Source organism: Phycisphaeraceae bacterium, from assembly GCA_019636735.1.
Classification (GTDB): domain Bacteria; phylum Planctomycetota; class Phycisphaerae; order Phycisphaerales; family SM1A02; genus VGXK01.
In genome coordinates this window covers 236,933-256,819 of sequence record JAHBWY010000004.1, presented here as the reverse complement: position 1 = coordinate 256,819, position 19,887 = coordinate 236,933, and the positions used below count along the sequence as shown (strand labels likewise).

At 64.4% G+C, this 19,887-nt stretch carries 14 protein-coding genes; 12 read left to right on the top strand and 2 right to left on the bottom strand.

Features of this window, described 5'->3' with window-relative positions; all coding sequences use genetic code 11:
- The first annotated feature begins 132 nt into the window (after positions 1-132).
- From KF724_07125 to KF724_07100, 6 genes are all read left to right on the top strand, one after another.
- Positions 133-1,359: an FtsW/RodA/SpoVE family cell cycle protein gene (locus KF724_07125; protein ID MBX3355455.1), complete on the top strand. Its 1,227-nt coding sequence runs from the start codon at positions 133-135 to the stop codon at positions 1,357-1,359.
- A gap of 3 nt (positions 1,360-1,362) precedes the next feature.
- The gene (locus KF724_07120; protein MBX3355454.1) at positions 1,363-2,511 is read left to right on the top strand and encodes a UDP-N-acetylglucosamine--N-acetylmuramyl-(pentapeptide) pyrophosphoryl-undecaprenol N-acetylglucosamine transferase; all 1,149 of its coding nucleotides are present in this window, start codon (positions 1,363-1,365) and stop codon (positions 2,509-2,511) included.
- A 169-nt stretch (positions 2,512-2,680) separates the two neighbouring features.
- Positions 2,681-4,072, top strand: a complete 1,392-nt coding sequence (locus KF724_07115; protein ID MBX3355453.1) for a hypothetical protein — start codon at positions 2,681-2,683, stop codon at positions 4,070-4,072.
- 84 nt (positions 4,073-4,156) lie between these two features.
- Positions 4,157-5,977 (top strand): hypothetical protein, encoded by a 1,821-nt coding sequence (locus KF724_07110; protein ID MBX3355452.1) that lies wholly within the window; start codon positions 4,157-4,159, stop codon positions 5,975-5,977.
- Between the two features lie 325 nt (positions 5,978-6,302).
- Positions 6,303-6,974 carry a hypothetical protein gene (locus KF724_07105; GenBank protein ID MBX3355451.1) on the top strand — a complete coding sequence of 224 codons (672 nt, stop codon included), beginning with the start codon at positions 6,303-6,305 and terminating at the stop codon, positions 6,972-6,974.
- Positions 6,975-7,132: 158 nt separating this feature from the next.
- Positions 7,133-7,912: an ATP-binding cassette domain-containing protein gene (locus KF724_07100; GenBank protein MBX3355450.1), complete on the top strand. Its 780-nt coding sequence runs from the start codon at positions 7,133-7,135 to the stop codon at positions 7,910-7,912.
- 186 nt (positions 7,913-8,098) lie between these two features.
- Here the strand turns inward: KF724_07100 and KF724_07095 are convergent, their stop codons facing one another.
- Positions 8,099-9,658 carry a DUF11 domain-containing protein gene (locus tag KF724_07095; GenBank protein MBX3355449.1) on the bottom strand — a complete coding sequence of 520 codons (1,560 nt, stop codon included), beginning with the start codon at positions 9,656-9,658 and terminating at the stop codon, positions 8,099-8,101.
- A gap of 575 nt (positions 9,659-10,233) precedes the next feature.
- Between KF724_07095 and murD the strand changes: the two genes are divergently transcribed.
- From murD to ispF, 3 genes are all read left to right on the top strand, one after another.
- Entirely contained in the window at positions 10,234-11,613 is a 1,380-nt protein-coding gene (gene murD / locus KF724_07090) for a UDP-N-acetylmuramoyl-L-alanine--D-glutamate ligase (GenBank protein ID MBX3355448.1), read from the top strand.
- A gap of 10 nt (positions 11,614-11,623) precedes the next feature.
- On the top strand, positions 11,624-12,127 hold the full coding sequence (locus KF724_07085; GenBank protein ID MBX3355447.1) for a hypothetical protein: 504 nt from the start codon (positions 11,624-11,626) through the stop codon (positions 12,125-12,127).
- Positions 12,128-12,203: 76 nt separating this feature from the next.
- A complete protein-coding gene (gene ispF / locus KF724_07080; GenBank protein ID MBX3355446.1) occupies positions 12,204-12,698 on the top strand; it encodes a 2-C-methyl-D-erythritol 2,4-cyclodiphosphate synthase in 495 nt (164 codons plus the stop codon).
- A 162-nt stretch (positions 12,699-12,860) separates the two neighbouring features.
- Here the strand turns inward: ispF and KF724_07075 are convergent, their stop codons facing one another.
- Positions 12,861-15,131, bottom strand: a complete 2,271-nt coding sequence (locus tag KF724_07075; GenBank protein ID MBX3355445.1) for a hypothetical protein — start codon at positions 15,129-15,131, stop codon at positions 12,861-12,863.
- Positions 15,132-15,401: 270 nt separating this feature from the next.
- On the opposite strand from KF724_07075, the gene KF724_07070 reads away from it, so the two are divergent.
- From KF724_07070 to KF724_07060, 3 genes are all read left to right on the top strand, one after another.
- Positions 15,402-16,535, top strand: a complete 1,134-nt coding sequence (locus KF724_07070; GenBank protein MBX3355444.1) for an AAA family ATPase — start codon at positions 15,402-15,404, stop codon at positions 16,533-16,535.
- A 99-nt stretch (positions 16,536-16,634) separates the two neighbouring features.
- Positions 16,635-17,543: a prepilin-type N-terminal cleavage/methylation domain-containing protein gene (locus KF724_07065; GenBank protein MBX3355443.1), complete on the top strand. Its 909-nt coding sequence runs from the start codon at positions 16,635-16,637 to the stop codon at positions 17,541-17,543.
- A gap of 10 nt (positions 17,544-17,553) precedes the next feature.
- Positions 17,554-19,578 carry an alpha amylase C-terminal domain-containing protein gene (locus KF724_07060; GenBank protein ID MBX3355442.1) on the top strand — a complete coding sequence of 675 codons (2,025 nt, stop codon included), beginning with the start codon at positions 17,554-17,556 and terminating at the stop codon, positions 19,576-19,578.
- Positions 19,579-19,887: the final 309 nt, after the last annotated feature.

The following is a 19,887-nucleotide window of genomic DNA, read 5'->3' as shown; positions in this document are numbered from 1 at the left end:
CGGAGCCGCTCGCCCTTCGTGGACGAAAGCGGGAGTGTAGGGTGCCCGCCTGCGATGGCACGCCGACCACCTGGCCGCGCTTCAGGCGCCCAAATCTGCGCCAGAGTCAACGCTCCGGCCGATGAGTCTGCCGTGCTTCGTCCCGGTCATCTGGTGATTCTCGTGGCCGCGTGCCTGCTGGCGATCGGCGTGGTCATGGTCCACTCCGCCGCCATGAAGCTCGGCGGTGAGACGACTCTCACCGGGCTCCTCACCGGCCGCGTTCCGGCGCTCGCGCTCGCCGCCTTCGTCTGCCTGCTGATTGGAACCCGCGTACCTGTTGAACGATGGGGTGAGGCAAGGCCTGCTTTCAATCCCGCGCCGTGGATCCTGATCGTCGCGCTCCTTCTGCTGCTTGCGGTGTATGTGCCAGGTCTCGGGCGTGAAGTCAACGGCGCAACGCGCTGGCTCCAGCTTGGACCGTTGAGCTTCCAGCCAAGCGAGGTGGTGAAGTGGGGCCTGCCCTTCGCCATTGCCGCCTATGCCTGCTGGACTGGTCCCCGCATGCGGGAGTTCCTGCGCGGCTTCGCGCTGCCGCTCATCGTCGTCTCGCTCTTCTGCGGCCTGATCGCGAAGAACGACCTCGGCACGGCCGTGCTCATCATGGTGGTGGCTGTGGCCATGCTCGTGGTTGCCGGTGCCCGCATCATCTACCCCATCCTGGTCGCCCCGGTCCTGGCGATCGCCGCCGCCGGCCTCGTCCTCACGAGCCGCTATCGCGTGAATCGCATCGAAGCGTTCCTCGATCCCTACAAGGATCGCGAGGGGATCGGCTACCACATCATCCAGTCGATGGCTGCCATCAACGGCGGATCGCTCAGTGGCCGCGGGCTCGGCAACAGCGTGCAGAAGTTCGGCTACCTGCCCGAGTCGACCACCGACTTCATCTACGCGATCATCTGTGAAGAACTTGGTGTGGTCGGCGCAGCCGCCGTGGTGCTGCTCTACATCGGCCTGCTGATTGCTGGCGTGGCGATCATTCGCGGCGCTGGTCGCACACCTGACTCCGCCGCGCCGCCTCGAGATTTCGCGCGGCTCTTCGCATTCGGCGTGCTGCTGACCGTTGCGGTGCAGGCGGCCATCAATCTCTCGGTGGTCACCGGGCTCGCCCCGACCAAGGGCATCGCGCTTCCGCTGGTTTCGCATGGAGGCACGGGCTGGCTGCTCACCGCGTTCTGCCTGGGATTGCTCGTTTCCATCGACCGCGTCACCGCAAGACTCTCCCCGGATGAAGAAGACTTCGAGGCGAGCGTTCCTTCGGAGCCCGATGATCGGCGGTTGGCTCGTGGCGCCTTCGGTCAAAGCACGGCCAACGCCTGAGCCATGACCGAGGTCAGCGCGTCCCGAAGCACGGTCGTCTTTGCGGGGGGCGGCTCGGGTGGGCATCTCTCTCCGGGGATCGCCGTCTCCGAAGCCATCGAGTCTCTTGCACCGGGTCAGCCGACGCTCTTCATCTGCTCGGAGCGCACGATTGATCGCGAGGTCCTCTCGGGCGCAGCGCGGAACTTCCAGTCGATTCCCGCGCGTCCGGCGCTGCGTCGCCCCGGCGCCTTCATTCGCTTCCTGCTTTCCATTCCCCGTGCGACCGCGGCGAGCGCCAGCCTTCTCAAGGCCCATCGAGTCGGCGTGGTGGTGCTGCTGGGTGGATTCGTCTCCTATCCCGTCGCACGCGCGGCGCGGCAACTTGGCATTCCGATGGTGCTCCTCAATCTCGACGCCGTTTCGGGTCGAGCCAATCGGCGCGTCGCGCGCTGGACCGATCGAGTGCTCTCGGCGGTGCCCACGGTCGGACTGGGAAATCGCGAAGTCGCCGTTGTCGGGATGCCGATTCGTCGCGCGGCCCGCGCCGGTGCCGACCCGGAGAAGTGCCGAGAGCGGCTGGCCCTTCGACCGGACCTGCAAACGCTGCTGATCACCGGCGCTTCACAGGGTTCGACCTCGCTCAATGAGGCTCTCCCGCGGCTCTTGAGCGAGCGCCGCGAGCTGCTTCGAGGTTGGCAGGTTCTCCACCTGACGGGATCGATGTCTGCAGAGCGGAGCGCGACGCTGAAGTCGGTGTACGCCGCCGCCGAGATCCCCGCCGTGACGATGCCCTTCCTCCACGACATGGGACTTGCCTGGGGAGCCGCCTCGCTCGCCATCTCCCGCGCTGGAGCAAGTTCGGTCGCCGAGGCCGCGTTCAATCGAGTCCCCGCGATCTTCGTCCCCTTCCCACACCACCGCGATCAGCATCAACGCCACAACGCGGAGCCGCTGGTCCGACAGGGCTCGGCATGCCTCGCCCGCGACCCTGTTCTCGGGCATGGGCCCGATCCCGATCTCGGACACATGCTCGATGAAGTGTTAGGAGACCAGAGCAGACTGCGGCGACTCGAGAGTGCGGCAAGAGGAGCGCCACAGGTCGATGCTGCCGCCAAGGTTGCGGCGCTCGTCCTTGGGCTGAATCGCGGACTCGCAGACTTGGACCGGTAGCCGCGCGGGCTGGTTGGCCTGCGAGAGCAGGTCGCAAAAATCACCCTTCTGGCCTCTGATCGCCTCTTTGGGGTTTCCTCTGGATGGATGGTGGGCTACCTTTCTCAAACATTCCCGGCTCCGGGGCCGGCCGTTGTCCGCCAGCAGTCCCGTTTCCAGGAGACTCGGATTGAAGACTCCCGCTGTTCTTTGCGGCATCTTTGCACTTGCGTTTGGAGTCTGGTTGGGGAGTCTCCCCGCCGATGCAACTCCTGCCCCCGACGACGGAGGCGTCTCCGCCATCGGCCCCGATGTCATTGTCGGCGCCATTCCGGGCGTGCAGAAGTGGGGCAGCGCCACCTCGGGCGGCGTGACGGTCGCGGCTTACTCCATCGCGACCACAAGTTGCAACATCGGCGACCAGCAGCTTCTCTGGCAGCCCAGCAACCCCAATCACCCGGTCATCCCCCAGAACGCCTATCGCGTGAGGGACGGACGGATTGAACAGATCGGCATGAGCTGGATCAAGCACGGCTTCTGCGCGTTACAGCAGAGCCTCTGCGGACCGTGCCAGCCGGCGGGTGGAGGTTGCCCGCCTGTGCTCGGCGTCGGCTGCTCCGATCCATACTCCGCATCGCTCAACGGAGACCAGACCGGCCTCGGGCCTCGCTCCCAGGTGAATGCCGCGACCGGCGCGTTTCCCTACCCCTTCTGGAGCCCGTCCATTCCGGCCACGATCGGCCGTCGCCTGCAGATCGCCGAGAACGATCTGAATCCAACCTTCAACGCCGGTGCCGAGTACTTCTTCGAAGCGCAGTATGTCCACCCGCAGGATGCCGCCAACGGGAACGGCAACAACAATGCCAGCTATCGAAAGTTCACCGTGGGCTCATTCAGCAGCGGTACCTACACGCTGAGCCTGACTGGCCCGACGGTCCAGCAGATTCCCGCCATCTTCGCGTGGAAGAGCGTCCACCCCGATGTCCTCATCGAGCCCGTCGATGTGCCGAGCGACGGCCGCTTCCATGTCGGGTTCCGAGCCATCGACATCGGTGACGGGCTCTGGCGCTACGAGTACGCGGTTCACAACCTGAACTCCGACCGCAGCGGCGCAAGCTTCTCAATTCCGATCCCCGCAGGCGTTTCCGTGACCGATGTCGGATTCAAGGACATCAACTACCACTCGAACGAGCCATACGACCCGACCGACTGGGTCTCGACGCTGGCTGGCGGCACATTGACCTGGGCCTCCACGCAGACCTTCGCCCAGAACCCCAACGCCAACGCGCTTCGGTGGGCGACGCTCTACAACTTCTGGTTCATTTCAGACTCGGCACCAGCGCCGGCCAACGCTCAGATCGGGCTTTTCAAGCCGGGCACACCGACGAGCGTGTCGGCGACGGTCCTTGGCCCGTCGCAGCCACCATTCACTCTTGGTGATCTCAACTTCGACGGTGTGGTGAATGGTGCCGACCTCGCGATCCTGCTCGGCGCGTGGCTGACCCCCGGCGCCGACCTGAATGGTGACGGCACCACCGATGGAGCAGATCTTTCGATCCTGCTTGGCAACTGGACCCCTTGAGGTCGTGGCTGTGACGCGCCAGGCCGACTTGTCCGGCCCGGTGGAGTGAGTCGCGACCGAGACACCTTTGGAGAACGCTGAACGATGATTGCACTGCCCCCCCTGGTTCTTTCAATCCTGATTGCACTTCCCTCCGGTCAGGGCGGCGACGCTCCTGAGATGCCCGAGATCATGACGGCGTGGACGCTGCATGACCTCGCCTTGCCTGCGGGCACTCCCGAGAACTTCGAAATCCAGGTGGACCTTGGTGGAACCCCCACGCTGGTCAGCTTCTCGCGCTACTCGGTGCGCTCGCACAATTTCCAACTGCTGGTCGACTATGGTCAGGGTGAACTGGTTGAGGTCGATGCGCCGCCATCGCTGACCTATCGCGGCACGGTGGCCGGCATTCCGAATGCGGTCGCCGCTGCGGCCCTCCATGATGATGGGCTCTCGGCGATGATTCGACTGCCTGAGGGAATCACATGGATGATCGAGCCGGTCGGACGCCTGATTGGTGAGACCACCGACACGCGTCACGCCTTCTACCGCGGCTCCGACCTTCTTCCCACCGGCCATGTCTGTGCCACGGATCTGCTCGGTTTCGAGCCAGCAGAGGTGATGGAGGGGGGCATCGCAACCGATACTCCGGCGTGGACCGAGATCGGTATCGACACCGACTTCGAGTTCTTCCAGAAGAACGGCTCCAATGTCACGCTCACGCTGAATGACATCGAGCTGGTGATGAACAATGTCGATGCGGTCTACACCAACGATCTCCAGATCTCCTATGAGATCACCACGGTCATCATCCGTGCCTCTTCCGACGACCCCTACGCGGCCACCACCATCGGCAACCGACTCTGCGAGTTCCGCAGCGTCTGGAACTCGACCCCGGAGAGTTCCATTGTCCGGGACATCGCCCACATGTTCTCGGGGTTCAACTACTCCGGCGGCACCATCGGCATCGCCTGGCTCGGAGTGGTCTGCAACAAGAATGGCAATGTCTGCGGCTCCGGAAATGGCAATGTGGGCTACAGCATCGTGGAGAGCAAGTACCTCTCCAACACGCCCCTCTTCCTGCGGATCAGCCTGAGCGCTCATGAGCTCGGGCACAACTGGAATGCCACCCACTGCGACAGTGAGGGCAACCCCAACTGCAACATCATGTGCTCCTCCAACAACGGTTGTGGAGGGGTGAATGGATCGAACCTGAAGTTCAACACGCTGTCGATCAACCAGATCACGGCCTACAGGAACTCGAACTCCTGCACGCCGGTGATCGCGGCACCGCTCTCGCTGCCGTTCATCGAGACTTTCCCGGCAGTGTCGGTCAACTCGACGCGCTGGATCTTCAACAAGGGCGGTTTGATCAGTTCAGCGGCGCAGAACAAGCCGAGTTCGCCGTACACACTGCGACTGAGCTCCTCCGGTTCGAATCCCTATCACCCGCATGAGATCCGGAGCAATCGCATCCTGATGGCCGGCACCGGCGAGGTTAGGCTCTCGTACTTCACTCAGCATGTCGGCGTGCCTGTCGACCAGCAGTTCTTTGTTGACTATGTGAACAGCGCCGGGAAGTGGGTCAACATCAACACCATCACCTCCACCGGCGTGAATCAGACGACCTTCAGCTACTGGGAACATGTGCTTCCTGCAAACGCGAAGCACAACAAGTTCCGTATTCGATTCAGGACCACCGGTACTGCGGGCTCCCACATCTGGTACATCGATGATGTCAAGGTCGATTTGCCGCCCGCGTGCCCGGCCGACCTGAACGGCAACAACTCCGTCGAGGGTAGTGATCTGGCGATTCTGCTTGGCGCGTGGGGAACCAACCTCCCCGCGGCTGACCTGAATGGCAACGGCGTTGTCGAAGGTGGCGATCTGGCGATCCTGCTCGGTGCATGGGGCGCCTGCCCCTGACCGAATGGGGGCGAACGGACGGCCAAGTCCGCTCCGCTTGCAGAAGCCTGATTCAACTCTCGGAGGCCGGCCCCCTGGGTCGGCCTCCTTTGCTGCGCCGATTGGCCGCGCCACGGCACCGCTCCTTCAGACTGCCGAGGGGCGCTCGGCCTCCTGTTCTGGGCCGATCTGATGCACGGTGACGCCTCGTCTCGACCGAAAGCCAGGTCGTCGTGGCCGACCTCCGTGGCTCCGATCCTTGGAACCTGACACTCCGCCCGATGCTGGTGTGCCCGTGTGCCCGTGTGCCCGTGATCATCAGCGGCCGTAGGATCGAGGTCCACCCATGGACACCCCGCCGCCATTGGCCCACCAACCGCTCGCCGCGGGTCGCGCTCTGCGACCACATGAACGCCCTCGGACCAGCCGCTTGGCCCTGTTGGCGCTGGGCATGAATGTGCCCTGCTTCCTTCCCCCGTTTCCACTGCTGGCGGTGCTCATGGGAGGGATTGCGTACTGGCGCGTTCGCAAGAACGCCGATCTTGGCGGTGCCGCACTGGCCATTGCGGCCATGCTCCTCGGGATCGTGTTGACGGTCATCTCCACCTCGACCTGGTGGAGCTTCGTCAGGATCACCTCGCAGGGACCCATTGACGCCATCCGCGCTGCGCAGGCGGGCGATGGTGAGGCCTTCCGTGCGCTCTTTGCAGGCGACCCGGCTGAGCTCTCCAACGACGAAGTGAGTCGCTTCGCCGCTGCGCTTCGCGAACGCTACGGGGCGATTATCGATGGCCGCATTCAACGGACCACCAAGGAGATTCCCCGCCAGGGCGATGTCTGGAGCGTGCCCTTCGAACTTCGCTTCGAGCGAGGCCAGGTGCCTGCCACCGCCGCGTTCACCATTCGAGATCCCCACACGGGTCGCTCCACGCTGGCGCTGTGGGCCATCGTCATCGAGGACCCCAAGGACGGAGACCTTCGGGTGCCTGAACAATCCCGTACGCTCTCGACGCCGTGACCGAGTCCGTCCACGCAAGCAAGCCGTCCGCCGCTTCTTCGGACGATCTCGGGGGCACCGCAGAGGCCCCTGCGATTGAGATCCGAGATCTCGTCCGCCGCTTCGGCTCACAGGTGGTGCTCGATGGCATCAACCTCCAGATCAACCATGGGGAGACGATGGTCGTCATGGGCGGCTCCGGCTGCGGCAAGAGCACCCTCCTGCGGCACATGATCGGCTCGCTCAAGCCGACCAGCGGCTCCATTGCCCTGCTCGGCGAACGGCTCGAGGATCTCGATGAGCGCGGCATCGACCGCCTGCGCCTGCGCTTCGGCATCCTCTTCCAGTCCGGGGCGCTCTTCAACTCCATGAGCGTCTTTGACAATGTGGCGCTCCCGCTCAGGGAGCACACCGATCTCGACGAGACGACGATCGAGATCATGACGAAGATCAAGCTGGAGCTCGTGGGCCTTCGCGAGCACGGAACGAAGTTCCCAGCCCAGCTCTCGGGCGGCATGAAGAAGCGGGCTGGCCTCGCTCGAGCGCTCGCGATGGACCCGAAGATCCTCTTCTACGACGAGCCCTCGGCAGGTCTTGATCCGGTCACGAGCGCCGAGATCGACCAGCTCATCCTGGGCCTGACGCGCAAGCTGGGCGTGACCAGCGTCGTCGTCACGCATGAAATGGACTCCGCCTTCACCATTGCCGACCGCATGGCGATGCTCGACAAGGGGCGCGTGCTGAAGGTCGGGTCGCGCGATGAGTTCGATCGACTGCGTCACCTCTCCGATTCGGAGACGAAGAAGCTGAGCGAGTCGGAGCAGCTCATTCGTCAGTTCCTCCGCGGAGATGCGCAGGGGCCGATCACGCAGCGACGCGCTTTGACGAACTACGCCGACGATCTCCTCGGCACCGTGCCTGAGCCTGAGCACGGCTCATCCATCACGCCGAGCCGCTGAACAACTTGGCTGCAGAATCGCCGGGAGCCGCGGTGCGATCTCGCGCCATCGCGGCGGCGAGGCGCCACGACACGCGGCGAGCGAGGCTGTCGAACATGGCAACGAAAAAGGGCCCCGGCCGAAGCCGGGGCCCTGTTCGTTCGTGACCGGTCGGCTCCGAAGAGCCGGCGGTCGATGTGTCTGATTTCAGCGGTAGAAGTTCGTGGTCTCGATCTTCTGGAGCACGCGGGTGATCTCGGCAGACTTGGCCTCCGCCGTGAACGACGCCTGCTTGACCTTGACCGCCTTCACCACCACCGTGTAGGTCACCACGCCGCCCGGGGCGAGCGTCGGGACATTCGGGAACGAGATTCGGCGACCGTTGAGCGTGCCGACACCGCCGACATCATTCGAACCGGAGACGAACTCCATGCTGTCCTCTTCATCGAGGAGGCACCAGAACTGCACCTGGGTCAGCGGAGCGCTACCCTGGTTGGTCACCTTCATGGTGTAGGTGGTGGTCTTGCCGAGCTCGATCGGATCGGGATCATCCCAACCGTTGAGGAGCATGCCCGGGATGCCCTGAACAATGGTCTTCGAGAGGTTCTTGACCGGGTCGGCACAGACGGCGACGACGCTGGTCGTGCCCTCGTGATCGTTCATGGAGGTGGTCGCGTAGGTGACCTTCACGGTCTTCTTCTGGGCGGGGGCGAGATTGCCCAGGTTCCACACCACGCGGTTGCCGGTGGCGATACCACCGTCGCTCGCGGAGACGAAGCGGCCGTGCGGCCCGATGATGTCCTCGATCACCGTGTTCTGAGCAACGCCGTCGCCGACATTCTCGACCGTGATTTCAACATCGATCTCGCGACCGAGGTAACGCATCTCGGGAGCGATACGGGTGATCTTGAGCTCGGGCTTCTTGACGATCGTGGTGATCGTCGTGGTCTCGTGGGCAAGGCCACCCTCGCCGGAGGCCGACGACTTGTGGATGTGCTGGCCGGTCTTCTGCGGCTTGGCGACAACCTGGAAGGCCTTCTTCTGGCCCGGGGCGAGGTCACCCGCCACGAACTCAGAGATCTCTGCGGCCATGCTCGCGGGGAGGTGATGCTTCACGCGGACATTGCGGGCGGCGCCGCTGCCGTTGTTGGTGACCTCGATGTTGTAGGTCGCCACATCACAGAAGCCGATCTCCTGAGGTCCGTTGAGCGTGACCAGCAGCGAGGGCTGCACGATCGGGACGCCCATGCAGAGGGTCGAGGAATAGGTCACGGACGAGCAGGTGGTCACCGTGCCCGTCTTGGTCGCCACGGCCTTGACCGTGATCGCCTTCGACTCGCAGGGACCAAGCGTGCCGACATCCCAGCGGACGGTGCGGCCGCTCTGCATGCCGGCGGGGCTGGCGGACTGATAGTTGAAGTCGGAGCCGAACTCCTCAGTGAGGACGACATTGTCGAGCGTGGTGCCCGTGATGTTCGTCACGACGATCCAGAAGTCGAAGGCCTGGTTCGCGCGAGCCTCGCGCGGCATGCCCTTCTCGATTCCGACGGCGCTCGTCCGAGCGTCACCGGTGGGATAGGCCATGTTGGTCCACGCCGTGGTCGCATCGCCGGAGCCCTTTGTCGGCCACTTGCAGGCGACGGGCTTTGGCGGCGGCGCAGGAGCGGCCGCTGGTGCGGGCGGGGGAACAGGCTCGGGCTCGGCGCAGCAAGCGACAAGCGCGAGACTCGACAGTGCGAGAGTCAGGCAGGTCTTCAGGGTGTTCACGATCACATTCCTTCAATCACGAGGTCTTGCCCGGAAGCCCGGATGGGCCTCCTCCACAGGCTTTTCCGCACCGAGTGCGGCTCACACACAAACGGGTTCGGATCTCACCGACGCCCTCGAGAAGGGTTAGAGGTCCTCGACGGCAGCGAGTCTACGATCGACGATTGAAGGCGGCAACTTTCGTTTATTGACGGATTGGAAGTTTGCAAGTCTCCAGTGCGCAATTTCTGCGGAAGGTCGATCGAAGTCTGGCCTCAACCGGAATGCCTTGACTCCGCGTGAGCTTGCAAGTCTCGCACCAAGAGAGATTTACAGTACTTCGGAGTGGTTCTCTGCAGAATGCGAGCCTCGAGCGTCGTCGACCATAGGCGCGAAAGACTGGGCTCCACGAACGCGTCCTTCCGCCTGCGCACACCACATCGAGGAGCGCTCAGGCGCGATTCCAATTGATCGCGGGACATCTGCCGAGACACACGACGGTCGACGCCCCATGCTGCCGGCTCGTCGAGTCGTTCGCGCGTTTCACGGTGGAGGTCGGCGCGGCGACAGAGTGCGTGGCGTACGGTGGTGCAGCGATGGATGACCTCTCCTCACTTCGCGTGACCGTCATGGGGCTCGGGCGCTTTGGTGGAGGCCTGGGCGCGGCGCGCTGGCTGCTCGATCGCGGCGCGACGGTCACGGTCACCGATCTTCAACCCGAGTCTGCGCTCACGGCGACACTCGACGAGCTTCGCGCTCGCGATCGATCGGGACGATTGCGCATCGCCGTCGGCGGGCACGACCTGCGTGACTTCGAGCAGTGCGAGATGGTGGTCGTGAACCCGGCGGTGCCGAAGCCGTGGGAGAACGCGTACCTGCAATCGGCCATGCGTTGCGGCGCCCGCGTGACCACCGAGATCGGTCTGCTGGTCGAGCATCTGCCGACCGATCGCATCATCGGTGTCACCGGCAGCGCCGGAAAGTCAACCACCTGCGCCATGCTGCACCGCCTTCTGGAAGCCGTCCATGGAAAGGCGTGGCTCGGCGGGAACATCGGCGGTTCGTTGCTCGGCGAGCTCGATCGAATTCACTGCGAGCATTGGGTGGTGCTCGAACTCTCGAGCTTCATGCTGCATTGGCTCGGTCCGGCGTCGGGGCAACCGTGGTCTCCGCGCGTCGCGGTTCTGACGAATCTCTCTCCGAATCACCTCGACTGGCACGGCAGCTTCGATCACTACGCCGAATCGAAGCGAGCCATTCGAGCATCGCAACGCCCGGGGGATCGGTTCATCACGCGCTTCGCTCGTGAGGCGTCCTCCCATGAGGCGGCGCGCCGACTCGGCGCATCACCATGGTGGACCCCGGACGACGGCTGCGGCTTCGCGGATCAGCTCGCGCCACACCTGCGCCTTCGAATCCCCGGTGCACATGCGGTCGCCAATGCCCTGCTCGCGTTGGACGCCGCGCACGCGGCCCTGACCCTGGCTGGCCGAGAGCCCGACGGGAGCGCGAAGTCGATGATGCTCGGCGCCATTGAGAGCTTCGAAGGGCTCCCGCACCGACTCTCACTCATCCTGGAGCGCGACGGCGTGCGCTGGTTTGACGACAGCAAGAGCACCACACCGGAATCGCTGTTCACCGCCGTTGCCGCGTTCGACGATCCGGCACGGATCCACCTGATCGCCGGCGGCTACGACAAGGGCGCCGACCTCGCGCCCGTCCGGGCGCTCGCGCCGCGCCTGGCCGGACTCTACGCCATCGGGACCACGGGCCCGGCCCTGTGCGGGCTGGCTGGCTCGATTCGCTGCGAGACAATCGAGCGTGCGGCTGCTGAAGCCGCATCACGGGCCCGTCCCGGCGATGTTGTCCTCCTCTCCCCGGGGTGCGCCAGTTGGGACCAGTTCCCCAACTACGAGGTCCGGGGCCAACGATTCGCCGAAGTCGTTCGAGCGCTCGCCCCCCTTCCGAGCCGATAGGATGCTCATCATGACTGCCTTCCGACTTGCGACCGCCGCGCTCGGACTGCTCGCCACGCTTGCACTGGGCGGCTGCTACCAACCCGACGGTGGCTGGATGAAGACCTCCGGCCGCGGCTTCACCTACATCTCGACGCCGATGCAGCCCATGACCGTGGCCGTGGTCGACACGCGAACCGAAGAGGCCTTCTTCGCGATGGACATTCCCCCTGGCAAGCAGCTCACCTTCAACTTCCTCGAAGGAGGCGGTGACGACCCGGTCTACACCCCCAACCGCATGGTCTGGGCCGTCTGGGATGCAGGGACCTCCATCGGTCACCTGGACAACCAGATCACCGCACCGCCGTACAGTTGCTGCCGGATCGATGTGTCGATTCGAAAGGCGCCAGAGTGGTCCGATGAGGATCCTGCGGTGCGCCTGAGAACGGATCAACTCGCCGATCGACCGCCCTACTTCACTCCCGCCGGTGGAAAGCTGCCCGATCCTGCGAGCCGCTTCGTCTACGACAAGTGACACGGCGCGTGCGAGACCCTCGGCATCTTGAAGAGACCACCGCGTCCGGCGATCGAGCGCCGGCCTGAGAGGGGCCATGTGGCGCATCGGACACGGCTATGACCTTCATCGGCTCGAGCCACACCCACCACAGGGTGCCGGGCGGCCGATGGTGCTTGGCTCGCTCCTGTTCGACCATGACCGCGGACCGGTGAGTCACTCCGACGGCGACGCTCTGCTGCACGCGATCACCGACGCGATTCTCGGCGCGCTCGGTGAACCCGACATCGGCCAGCTCTTTCGGGATGACGATCCTCAGTGGCGCGACGGTGACTCAACGCTCTTCCTCGAGGAAGCCCTCGTGCGGATGCGCCGCGCCGGCTTCGGCATCGGGAACCTGGATGCCACGATCATCTGCGAGCGTCCGAAGATCGGCGGTCGCAAGGAGGAGTTGAGGAACACTGTCGCGGCCCTGCTTCAGGTCGACCCCCTGCGCGTGAACCTGAAGGGCAAGACGCACGAGCGCGTCGACGCAGTCGGTGAGGGTCGCGCGATTGAGGTGCACGCGGTGGTGCTGCTTGAACGGCGGTAGCGTGGACCGGGCCGCCACGCGCGGCCCCACCGCAGGTCGGCGGGTCTCCGCGGCTGATCCCTGCCGCCAATGAAGGAGCGTCGTGCGGGTGTGGTGGTCCGCACGACGCTCTCGCGTGTCCTCGGCGCTCCGGGGGCGGAGCGGCGCGTCACTTGCGTGCCGTCAGTCGCACGCTCCCCAGTTGCCGAGCACCACGGCCAGGTCGGCGCCGTCAACCACGCCGTTGCCGTCAAGGTCGGCGTCGCAGTTCCTGCAACGCCCCCACTGTCCAAGCAGGATCGCCAGATCGGCGCCATTCACGAGCCGGTCGCCGTTGATGTCGCCCACGCACGGCAGCGGCTTCGGTTCCACGATCGCCAGGTGGTACGACGAGAAGTGCGAGACCTTCGCTGTCGCGCGAATCCCGGCGGGCGGCTCTTCGCTTCTCGGAGGCAGCGGCAAGCCCTCCGGGTCCAGCAGGTCGAGCGCAATGCACCCGTCGGGCTCAGGCTCCACATCGTCGCCGCACACGGCGCGGGCCGTGAGCACCGACGACGGCTCGTCTCCACGCACCGCCACGGTCAGCCGACCCTGGGAGAGCGCCGTCAGCACCGCCAGTCGTGTGGCCTCATCCAGCGCCGCCACATCGAGCGTGATCGTCAGCGTCGCCACCTCGTCGAGCGTCGGCGCCGCGAATGCGTAGGAGGCGCCTGCCACCGGATCGATGATCGCCGCGTCGCCGCCGGCGTCCACGCCCGACTCGGGAGGAAGCGAGGCTGGATCGAGGTAGGTCACCGCGAACGCACTCGGCGTCTCGTGCGTGCCGGGCGGAAGCAGCATTGACTGGCGTGACTCCGCGTGAAGGAGTTCGACCTTCGTGCTGCCGCCGGCCGAGCGCGCCAGCACCTCGGTGGCGCCCTCACCCGTGATGCAGATGTTGCCTTCAACCGTGGCCAGAGCGAAGTCGAGCACCGCCTGGCCGTGGGTCGAGACCGTCAGATCGCCGCCGACACTCTCCAGCGACGGGAAGTTGAGGGGATGCGTCGGTGTGCCGTCAAGCCTACGCTCGGGATCGTTGTTGTCGGTGACCGTGAAGTCGCCGCCGATGTCAACCAGGGCGCTGAGGTCGACCTGGGGATTGTCGTTGTTCGCGATGGTGAAGTCGCCGCCGATGTCGACCAGGGCGCTGAGGTCGAGTTGGGGGTTGTTGTTGTTCGCGATGGTGAAGTCGCCACCGATGTCAACCAGGGCGCCGAGGTCGACCACTGGATTGTTGTTCCCGGCGATCGAGATCGCACCCGTCGTACCGCCCAGCGAGCCGAAGTCGACCACTGGATTGTTGTTCCCGGCGATCGAGATCGCACCCGTCGTACCGCCCAGCGAGCCGAAGTCGACCACTGGATTGTTGTTCCCGGCGATCGAGATCGCACCCGTCGTACCGCCCAACGAGCCGAAGTCGACCACTTCCAGCATCGGGTTGTCGTCGATCTCGATGCCTCCCTGCACCTCCTTGAGCGCCGGAGCGCCGACGGTGATCAGCCCGCTGTTGCCGGTGATGATGATGCTGCCACCGACCTGCACCAGGTTTGGCAGCGACAGCCCAGGGACACCGTCCTGTTTGGCGAGGATCAGATCGCCGGTCACTTCAGTGAGCGAGTCAAGCTCTGTCTGCGTCGTGTCCGCCGTGACCACCACGCTCACCGGCGGCGGAGGCGGGAAGGAGTTGTTCACGAGGCCGATCTCCGGCGAGTTGGCCGTGAAGCCCTCCGGAAGGATGAAGACCGGGCCGGTCTTGGGCAGGGACGCCTTGGCGTTCCAGTTGAGCGTGAGCCACTGCCCGCCTAACCCGTCCCCACTTGCGACACCCGCAGAGAAACTGAGCTTGAGCTGCACCGGCACGCCGGTGGGCACACTGAACGCACCGCTCGTCAGAACGGCAACTCCAGACAGCGGAGCGCCGCCCGCGCAGTAGCCACCGGGGACCTCGTGCCACCCAACCAATCCGATCGACACGCAAACGACCCGCACTGCAGGGCCCATGCCTGCACTCCCCGTAAAGTTTGAGAAGTCCCACTCGTAGTGCGCCTGCAGTTGCACGGTGACCGAGGACGCAGGGCCTGAGAACACCACCGGGGCCTCAATGACGCCGCTGCCATTGGTGTTGAAGCCACCGCCACAACTGTTCATCCCTGGTGTGACCGTGTGCAGGTTCTGGACGATGATCTCGTTGGGACCGCACCATGTGGTCCCCGAGCCAAGCGCGGCCGCAGTTCCAGCGCATCCACCCTGGGTGTTGCAGGATGTCACAATCGGAGAGGTGCTCTGAACCGGGCTGCACGAGTAGAGCGTGGTCCAGTAGCTGCCATTTGATGTCGCTGTGAAGAGCTGGGCGGAAGCCGCCGAGACCAGAGAGAGGGCCGCGAGGGCCGAGATTGACACGGTGGCGCGATGCATGATGTTTCTCCAGCGGGGTCCTGGGCCGGGCGGCGACCGCGTCGCTCGCCCCCCACCCGGAAGAAGAGGCGTCCGTCTGCCGAAGCGCCGCGAATTCTCGAAAGTTCTCCACCCGCGCTCGGGGCGGGCCGCGTCGGCCAGCTCCTGCGGCGGACCGGTCGCATGCGCACACTTTCGTTCTCAACAGCCATCTTCAGGCGCCACTGGCCGCGCATCGCCGACTGGTGCCGCAATCGGGGCCCTGATTCCGCCCCCCTATACTCGCCGCCGATGCGAACGATCGTCACGGGCCAGATCGGCATGGACAAGAAGCCCTATCTGAAGGCGGTGGGCGAGCTTGGCGCTCAACGGGGCGACCCGATCGAACTCTTCCATGTCGGCGACATCATGTACCAGGACGCCCCTGATGTCAGACCAGGCCGGATCCTGGACCTTCCGATTTCTCGGCTCGCTTCGCTTCGGCGAGCGGCGTTCAAGGACATCATCGCCGCCAGCTCGCCGCCATCGGAACACCGCAACGCTGTCATTAACACGCATGCGACCTTCCGCTGGCGGCACGGCCTCTTCAGCGCGTTCGACTTCGACCTCGTCCGCAAGTTCGAGCCGCAGCTTTTCATCTGCCTCGTCGACAATGTCGAGGTCGTGCACCATCGGCTCCACGCCGAGCATGACATCGATGCGACGCTCAAGGACTGCATGGTCTGGCGAGAGGAGGAGATCCTGGCCACCGAGCTGCTCGCGCAGGCCGTCGGGTGCCACAATCGCTTCTACATTCTCAGCCGCGGCCGCCAGCAGGAGACGCTTGAAACCTGCCTTCGCCTGATCACGCGTCCCGAGGTTCGGAAGGTCTACCCGAGCTTCCCGATGAGCCATGTCGTCGACATGCCCGATGTCCTCGCGGAGATCGATCGCTTCCGGGCGGAGCTGGCGAAGCACTTCATCGCCTTTGATCCGGGCGATGTCGATGAGAAGCTCCTGCTTGATCGCGCCATTGCCGCCGCCCGCGAAGGCCGTGACTTCATCGAGGTGGCTCCACACAGCTTCGGAGGTCGTCGAGACTCAGCCCCGCTTCGGGTCAGCGTTCGTGAGGTCCTTGACATCGCAGGAGATGTGGATGGCCAGATCTACATGCGGGACTTCAAGCTCATCGACCAGAGCGACATGATCGTCTCGCTGGTGCCGGAACTGCCCGGCGGGGTTCCTGGGCTCTCCTCGGGGGTGGAGCGGGAGCTCCACCACGCCTTCGAGCACACCAAGGAGGTCTATGTGGTGTGGAAGCCTCGCAAGAACCCCAGCCCGTTCATCACGGAAACCGCCACGAAGATCTTCCCGTCGGTCGATGATGCCCTTGCCTATTTCGAGGCGAAAGGCATGTTTGCCTCGGTGAGCCTTTTCGGACACTGAATCCGACCATCTTTCCTCTGCGGATAGGCCCGCGCCCTCGAGGGCGTTACCATGCGGGGTATCCGGCGATTTCTTCCGCGACCCAGGGAGCGCGATGCCATGAACCAGACTTTGAATGCACACCACGGCTTCGAACCGCGCCTTCATGGAGCATCGCCGCGTCGGCCCGGTTTCACCGTCACGGAACTGCTCGTCGTGGTGGCGATCATCGCCATCGTGGTGGGGCTCGTCTTCGTCGCCTTCCCGAAGATCACCGGCGCAGCGAAGGCGAAGCGCTGCATGGCGAACCAGAGATCGATCGCATCTGCGTCGATGCTCTATGCATCGGACAACAAGACCCGGCTGGTCAGCCCAAGGACGGATCCCTACGGCAACGCCCCCGGATACAACCCCTTCCCGCAGGCGGGCTCCTACCGCCACTACTGGGTCGCCGCGTTCAACGCCGCGGCGCCGTTCAACCAGAACCTGACTCCGGACAACCCGCAGCGGGAAACCCAGGCGGCTCTGCGCAATGGAGCGTTGTGGAACTACCACGGCAACATCGACGGCTATAGGTCTCCGTTCGACCCCACCACGCGACTCCGCAGCTACTCGCTGAACGGCTTCGTGGGCGTCAAGTTCCACGATGATTCGACGCAGGGCGCGCTCTCGTCGATTCCCGCGCAATATCGCCACGATACGACGACCCTGTCGCGGATTCCGCAACCTTCGAGAACGATGTACTCCGTGAGCGAGTGGGATCGCTTCGACCTCTCCGCGAACCGCGATTTCAATTTCAACGGCTTCCTGGTCCACCCCGATCCGAGTACGAACTACTGGTTCGACCTGCCGGCCATGTGGCACGAGGATGTCACCATCTCCTTTGCCGATGGATCGACGGCTGCCATCCCCATCCGGAATCGCGCGCTGCTCGAAGCCGACAGCGATGGACACGACTTCACCGAACCGGCCCCGGCGCTCGACTTCCACGAGTTCCGCCGCATGCTCCTCCCGGGCCTCATCAACTGACGGACTCTCCATGATGCGACTCGTTGCCGTTGCGTTGCTGTTTCTGGTCTCCGCGGCGCACGCGGCGATCCTGCCGCCGTCGACCCGCCCCGGCATGGGGGCGGCGCTCTACAGCGACTCCGGCGGGAGCGGCTGCACCTTCCGCGTCTGGGCGCCGAACGCGTCCAGCGTCGCGGTCGCAGGGAACTTCAACTTCTGGAGTCCCACGCTTCACCAGCTCTCAAGCGAGGGCAATGGTCACTGGTCGGGTGACATTCCCGGCGTCTGGGCCGGTCACCAGTACAAGTTCGTCATCAAGAACGGACCGCAGACGCTGTGGCGGAACGATCCCTACGCCCGTCGGCTGACCAACTCCGTCGGCAACAGCATCGTGCATGACCCGGGCTCATACATTTGGCAGAACGAGGGCTTCCAGATCGCCAACTGGAATGAACTGGTCATTTATGAACTTCACATCGGGACCTTCAATGTGCCCCAGGGCTCGTCGCCACCCTCCACTTTCAATCTCGCCATTCAGAAGCTCGACCATGTCAAGGATCTCGGCGCGAACGCCGTGAAGGTGATGCCCTTCTACGAGTTCGCCGGAGGACTCTCCTGGGGCTACAACCCGGCGTATCCGTGGTCGGTCGAGAGCTCCTACGGCACGCCGAACGATCTCAAGAAGTTCGTCGATGAGGCGCACGCGCGCGGGATCGCCGTCATCGCCGATGTCGTCTACAACCACCTCGGTCCGAGCGATCTCGATCTCTGGCAGTTCGATGGCTGGAGCCAGAACAATCTGGGCGGCATCTACTTCTACAACGACTTCCGAGCCGTCACCCCATGGGGCGACACCCGCCCCGACTTTGGTCGACCGGAAGTGCGGCAGTACCTCCGCGACAACGCGCTGCTCTGGCTAGATGAGTTCCGGATGGATGGACTGCGCGTCGATGGAACGAAGTTCATCCGCAAGGTCGGGCTCTTCGGGCCCGACATTCCTGAAGGCTGGTCACTCATGCAGTGGATCAACGACTCGGTTGATGCCCAGTGGCCCGGCAAGATCGTGATCGCTGAGGATCACGACAACAATGCGTGGATCACCAGGCCGACCAGCCAGGGAGGCGCCGGCTTCGACAGCCAGTGGGATGTCTCGATGAACCACAACATCCGCGATGTGGTCATCCCCCCCGCCGACTCCGCCCGCGACATGAACAAGGTGGTCACCGCGATCACCAGCAACTTCAATGGCTGGCACACGCAGCGGGTGATCTACAGCGAGAGCCACGACGAGGTCGCGAATGGACATCAGCGACTGCCGGAGGAGATCTGGCCAGGGAACGCGGGGTCATACTTCTCCCGCAAGCGCTCGAAGCTCGCTGCGGCGGTGGCCTTCACCTCGCCCGGTGTTCCGATGCTCTTCATGGGCCAGGAGTTCCTCGAGAACGGCTTCTTCACCGACACGCAGCCGCTCGACTGGTCGAAGGCGACGACCTACGCGGGCGTGCTCAAGTTCTATAAGGACCTGATCGCGCTGCGACGAAACCTGGCGGGGGTCACTCGCGGCCTGACCGGGAACAGCGTCAATGTGCACCATGTGAACCACGGGTCGAAGGTGGTCGGCTATCACCGCTGGATGAATGGCGGCGCAGGTGACGATGTCGTCGTGCTTGCGAACTTCAGCAACACCTCCTTCCCCGCCTATCGCATCGGAGTTCCAAATCCCGGGCTCTGGCGGAACCGGCTCAACAGCGATCTGCCGGCCTACGGGAGTGATTACTGGGGACTTCCAGCGCCGAACAAGGCTTCCGAGCCCGTTCCGTGGGATGGCATGCCGCAAAGCGTGCTGATCTCGGTGGCCCCCTACTCCGTCGTCATCTACTCGCAGAGTCCCCCGGTCCCCGCCGACCTGAATGGCGACGGTGTCGTCAACGGCAGCGACCTCGCGATCATGCTCGGCCAGTGGGGATCGTCGGGAAGCGCTGATCTGAATGGCGACGGCGTCGTGAACGGCGGTGATCTTGCACTCCTTCTGGGCGCCTGGGGTCAGGTTCCCTGAGCCCATTGCCTGCCGAAGCCGACTGAGGACGGAGCAGTGCTTCGAGACTTGCGCCGGGCGGTCCGAGTGCCGTTCGGCGCAATGTGACGGAGCGTCTGCGCAGCATCTCCGTGCCGGATGTGACGGGCACTGTCGCCTGGGATGGTCCGGTTTTCGGACGCCTTTCTGCATTGAACTCGGAAAGCAACGGCCCTCCGCGAGCGGCGGCCTTGCAAAGATTTCGCTTGGTGGCACATTTCGCTGCCTGTAGCCTGCGTCGCGGAGGAGATGGAGTCTGAAACCTCGGCGCATTGGGCGGCGGGCTTCCTC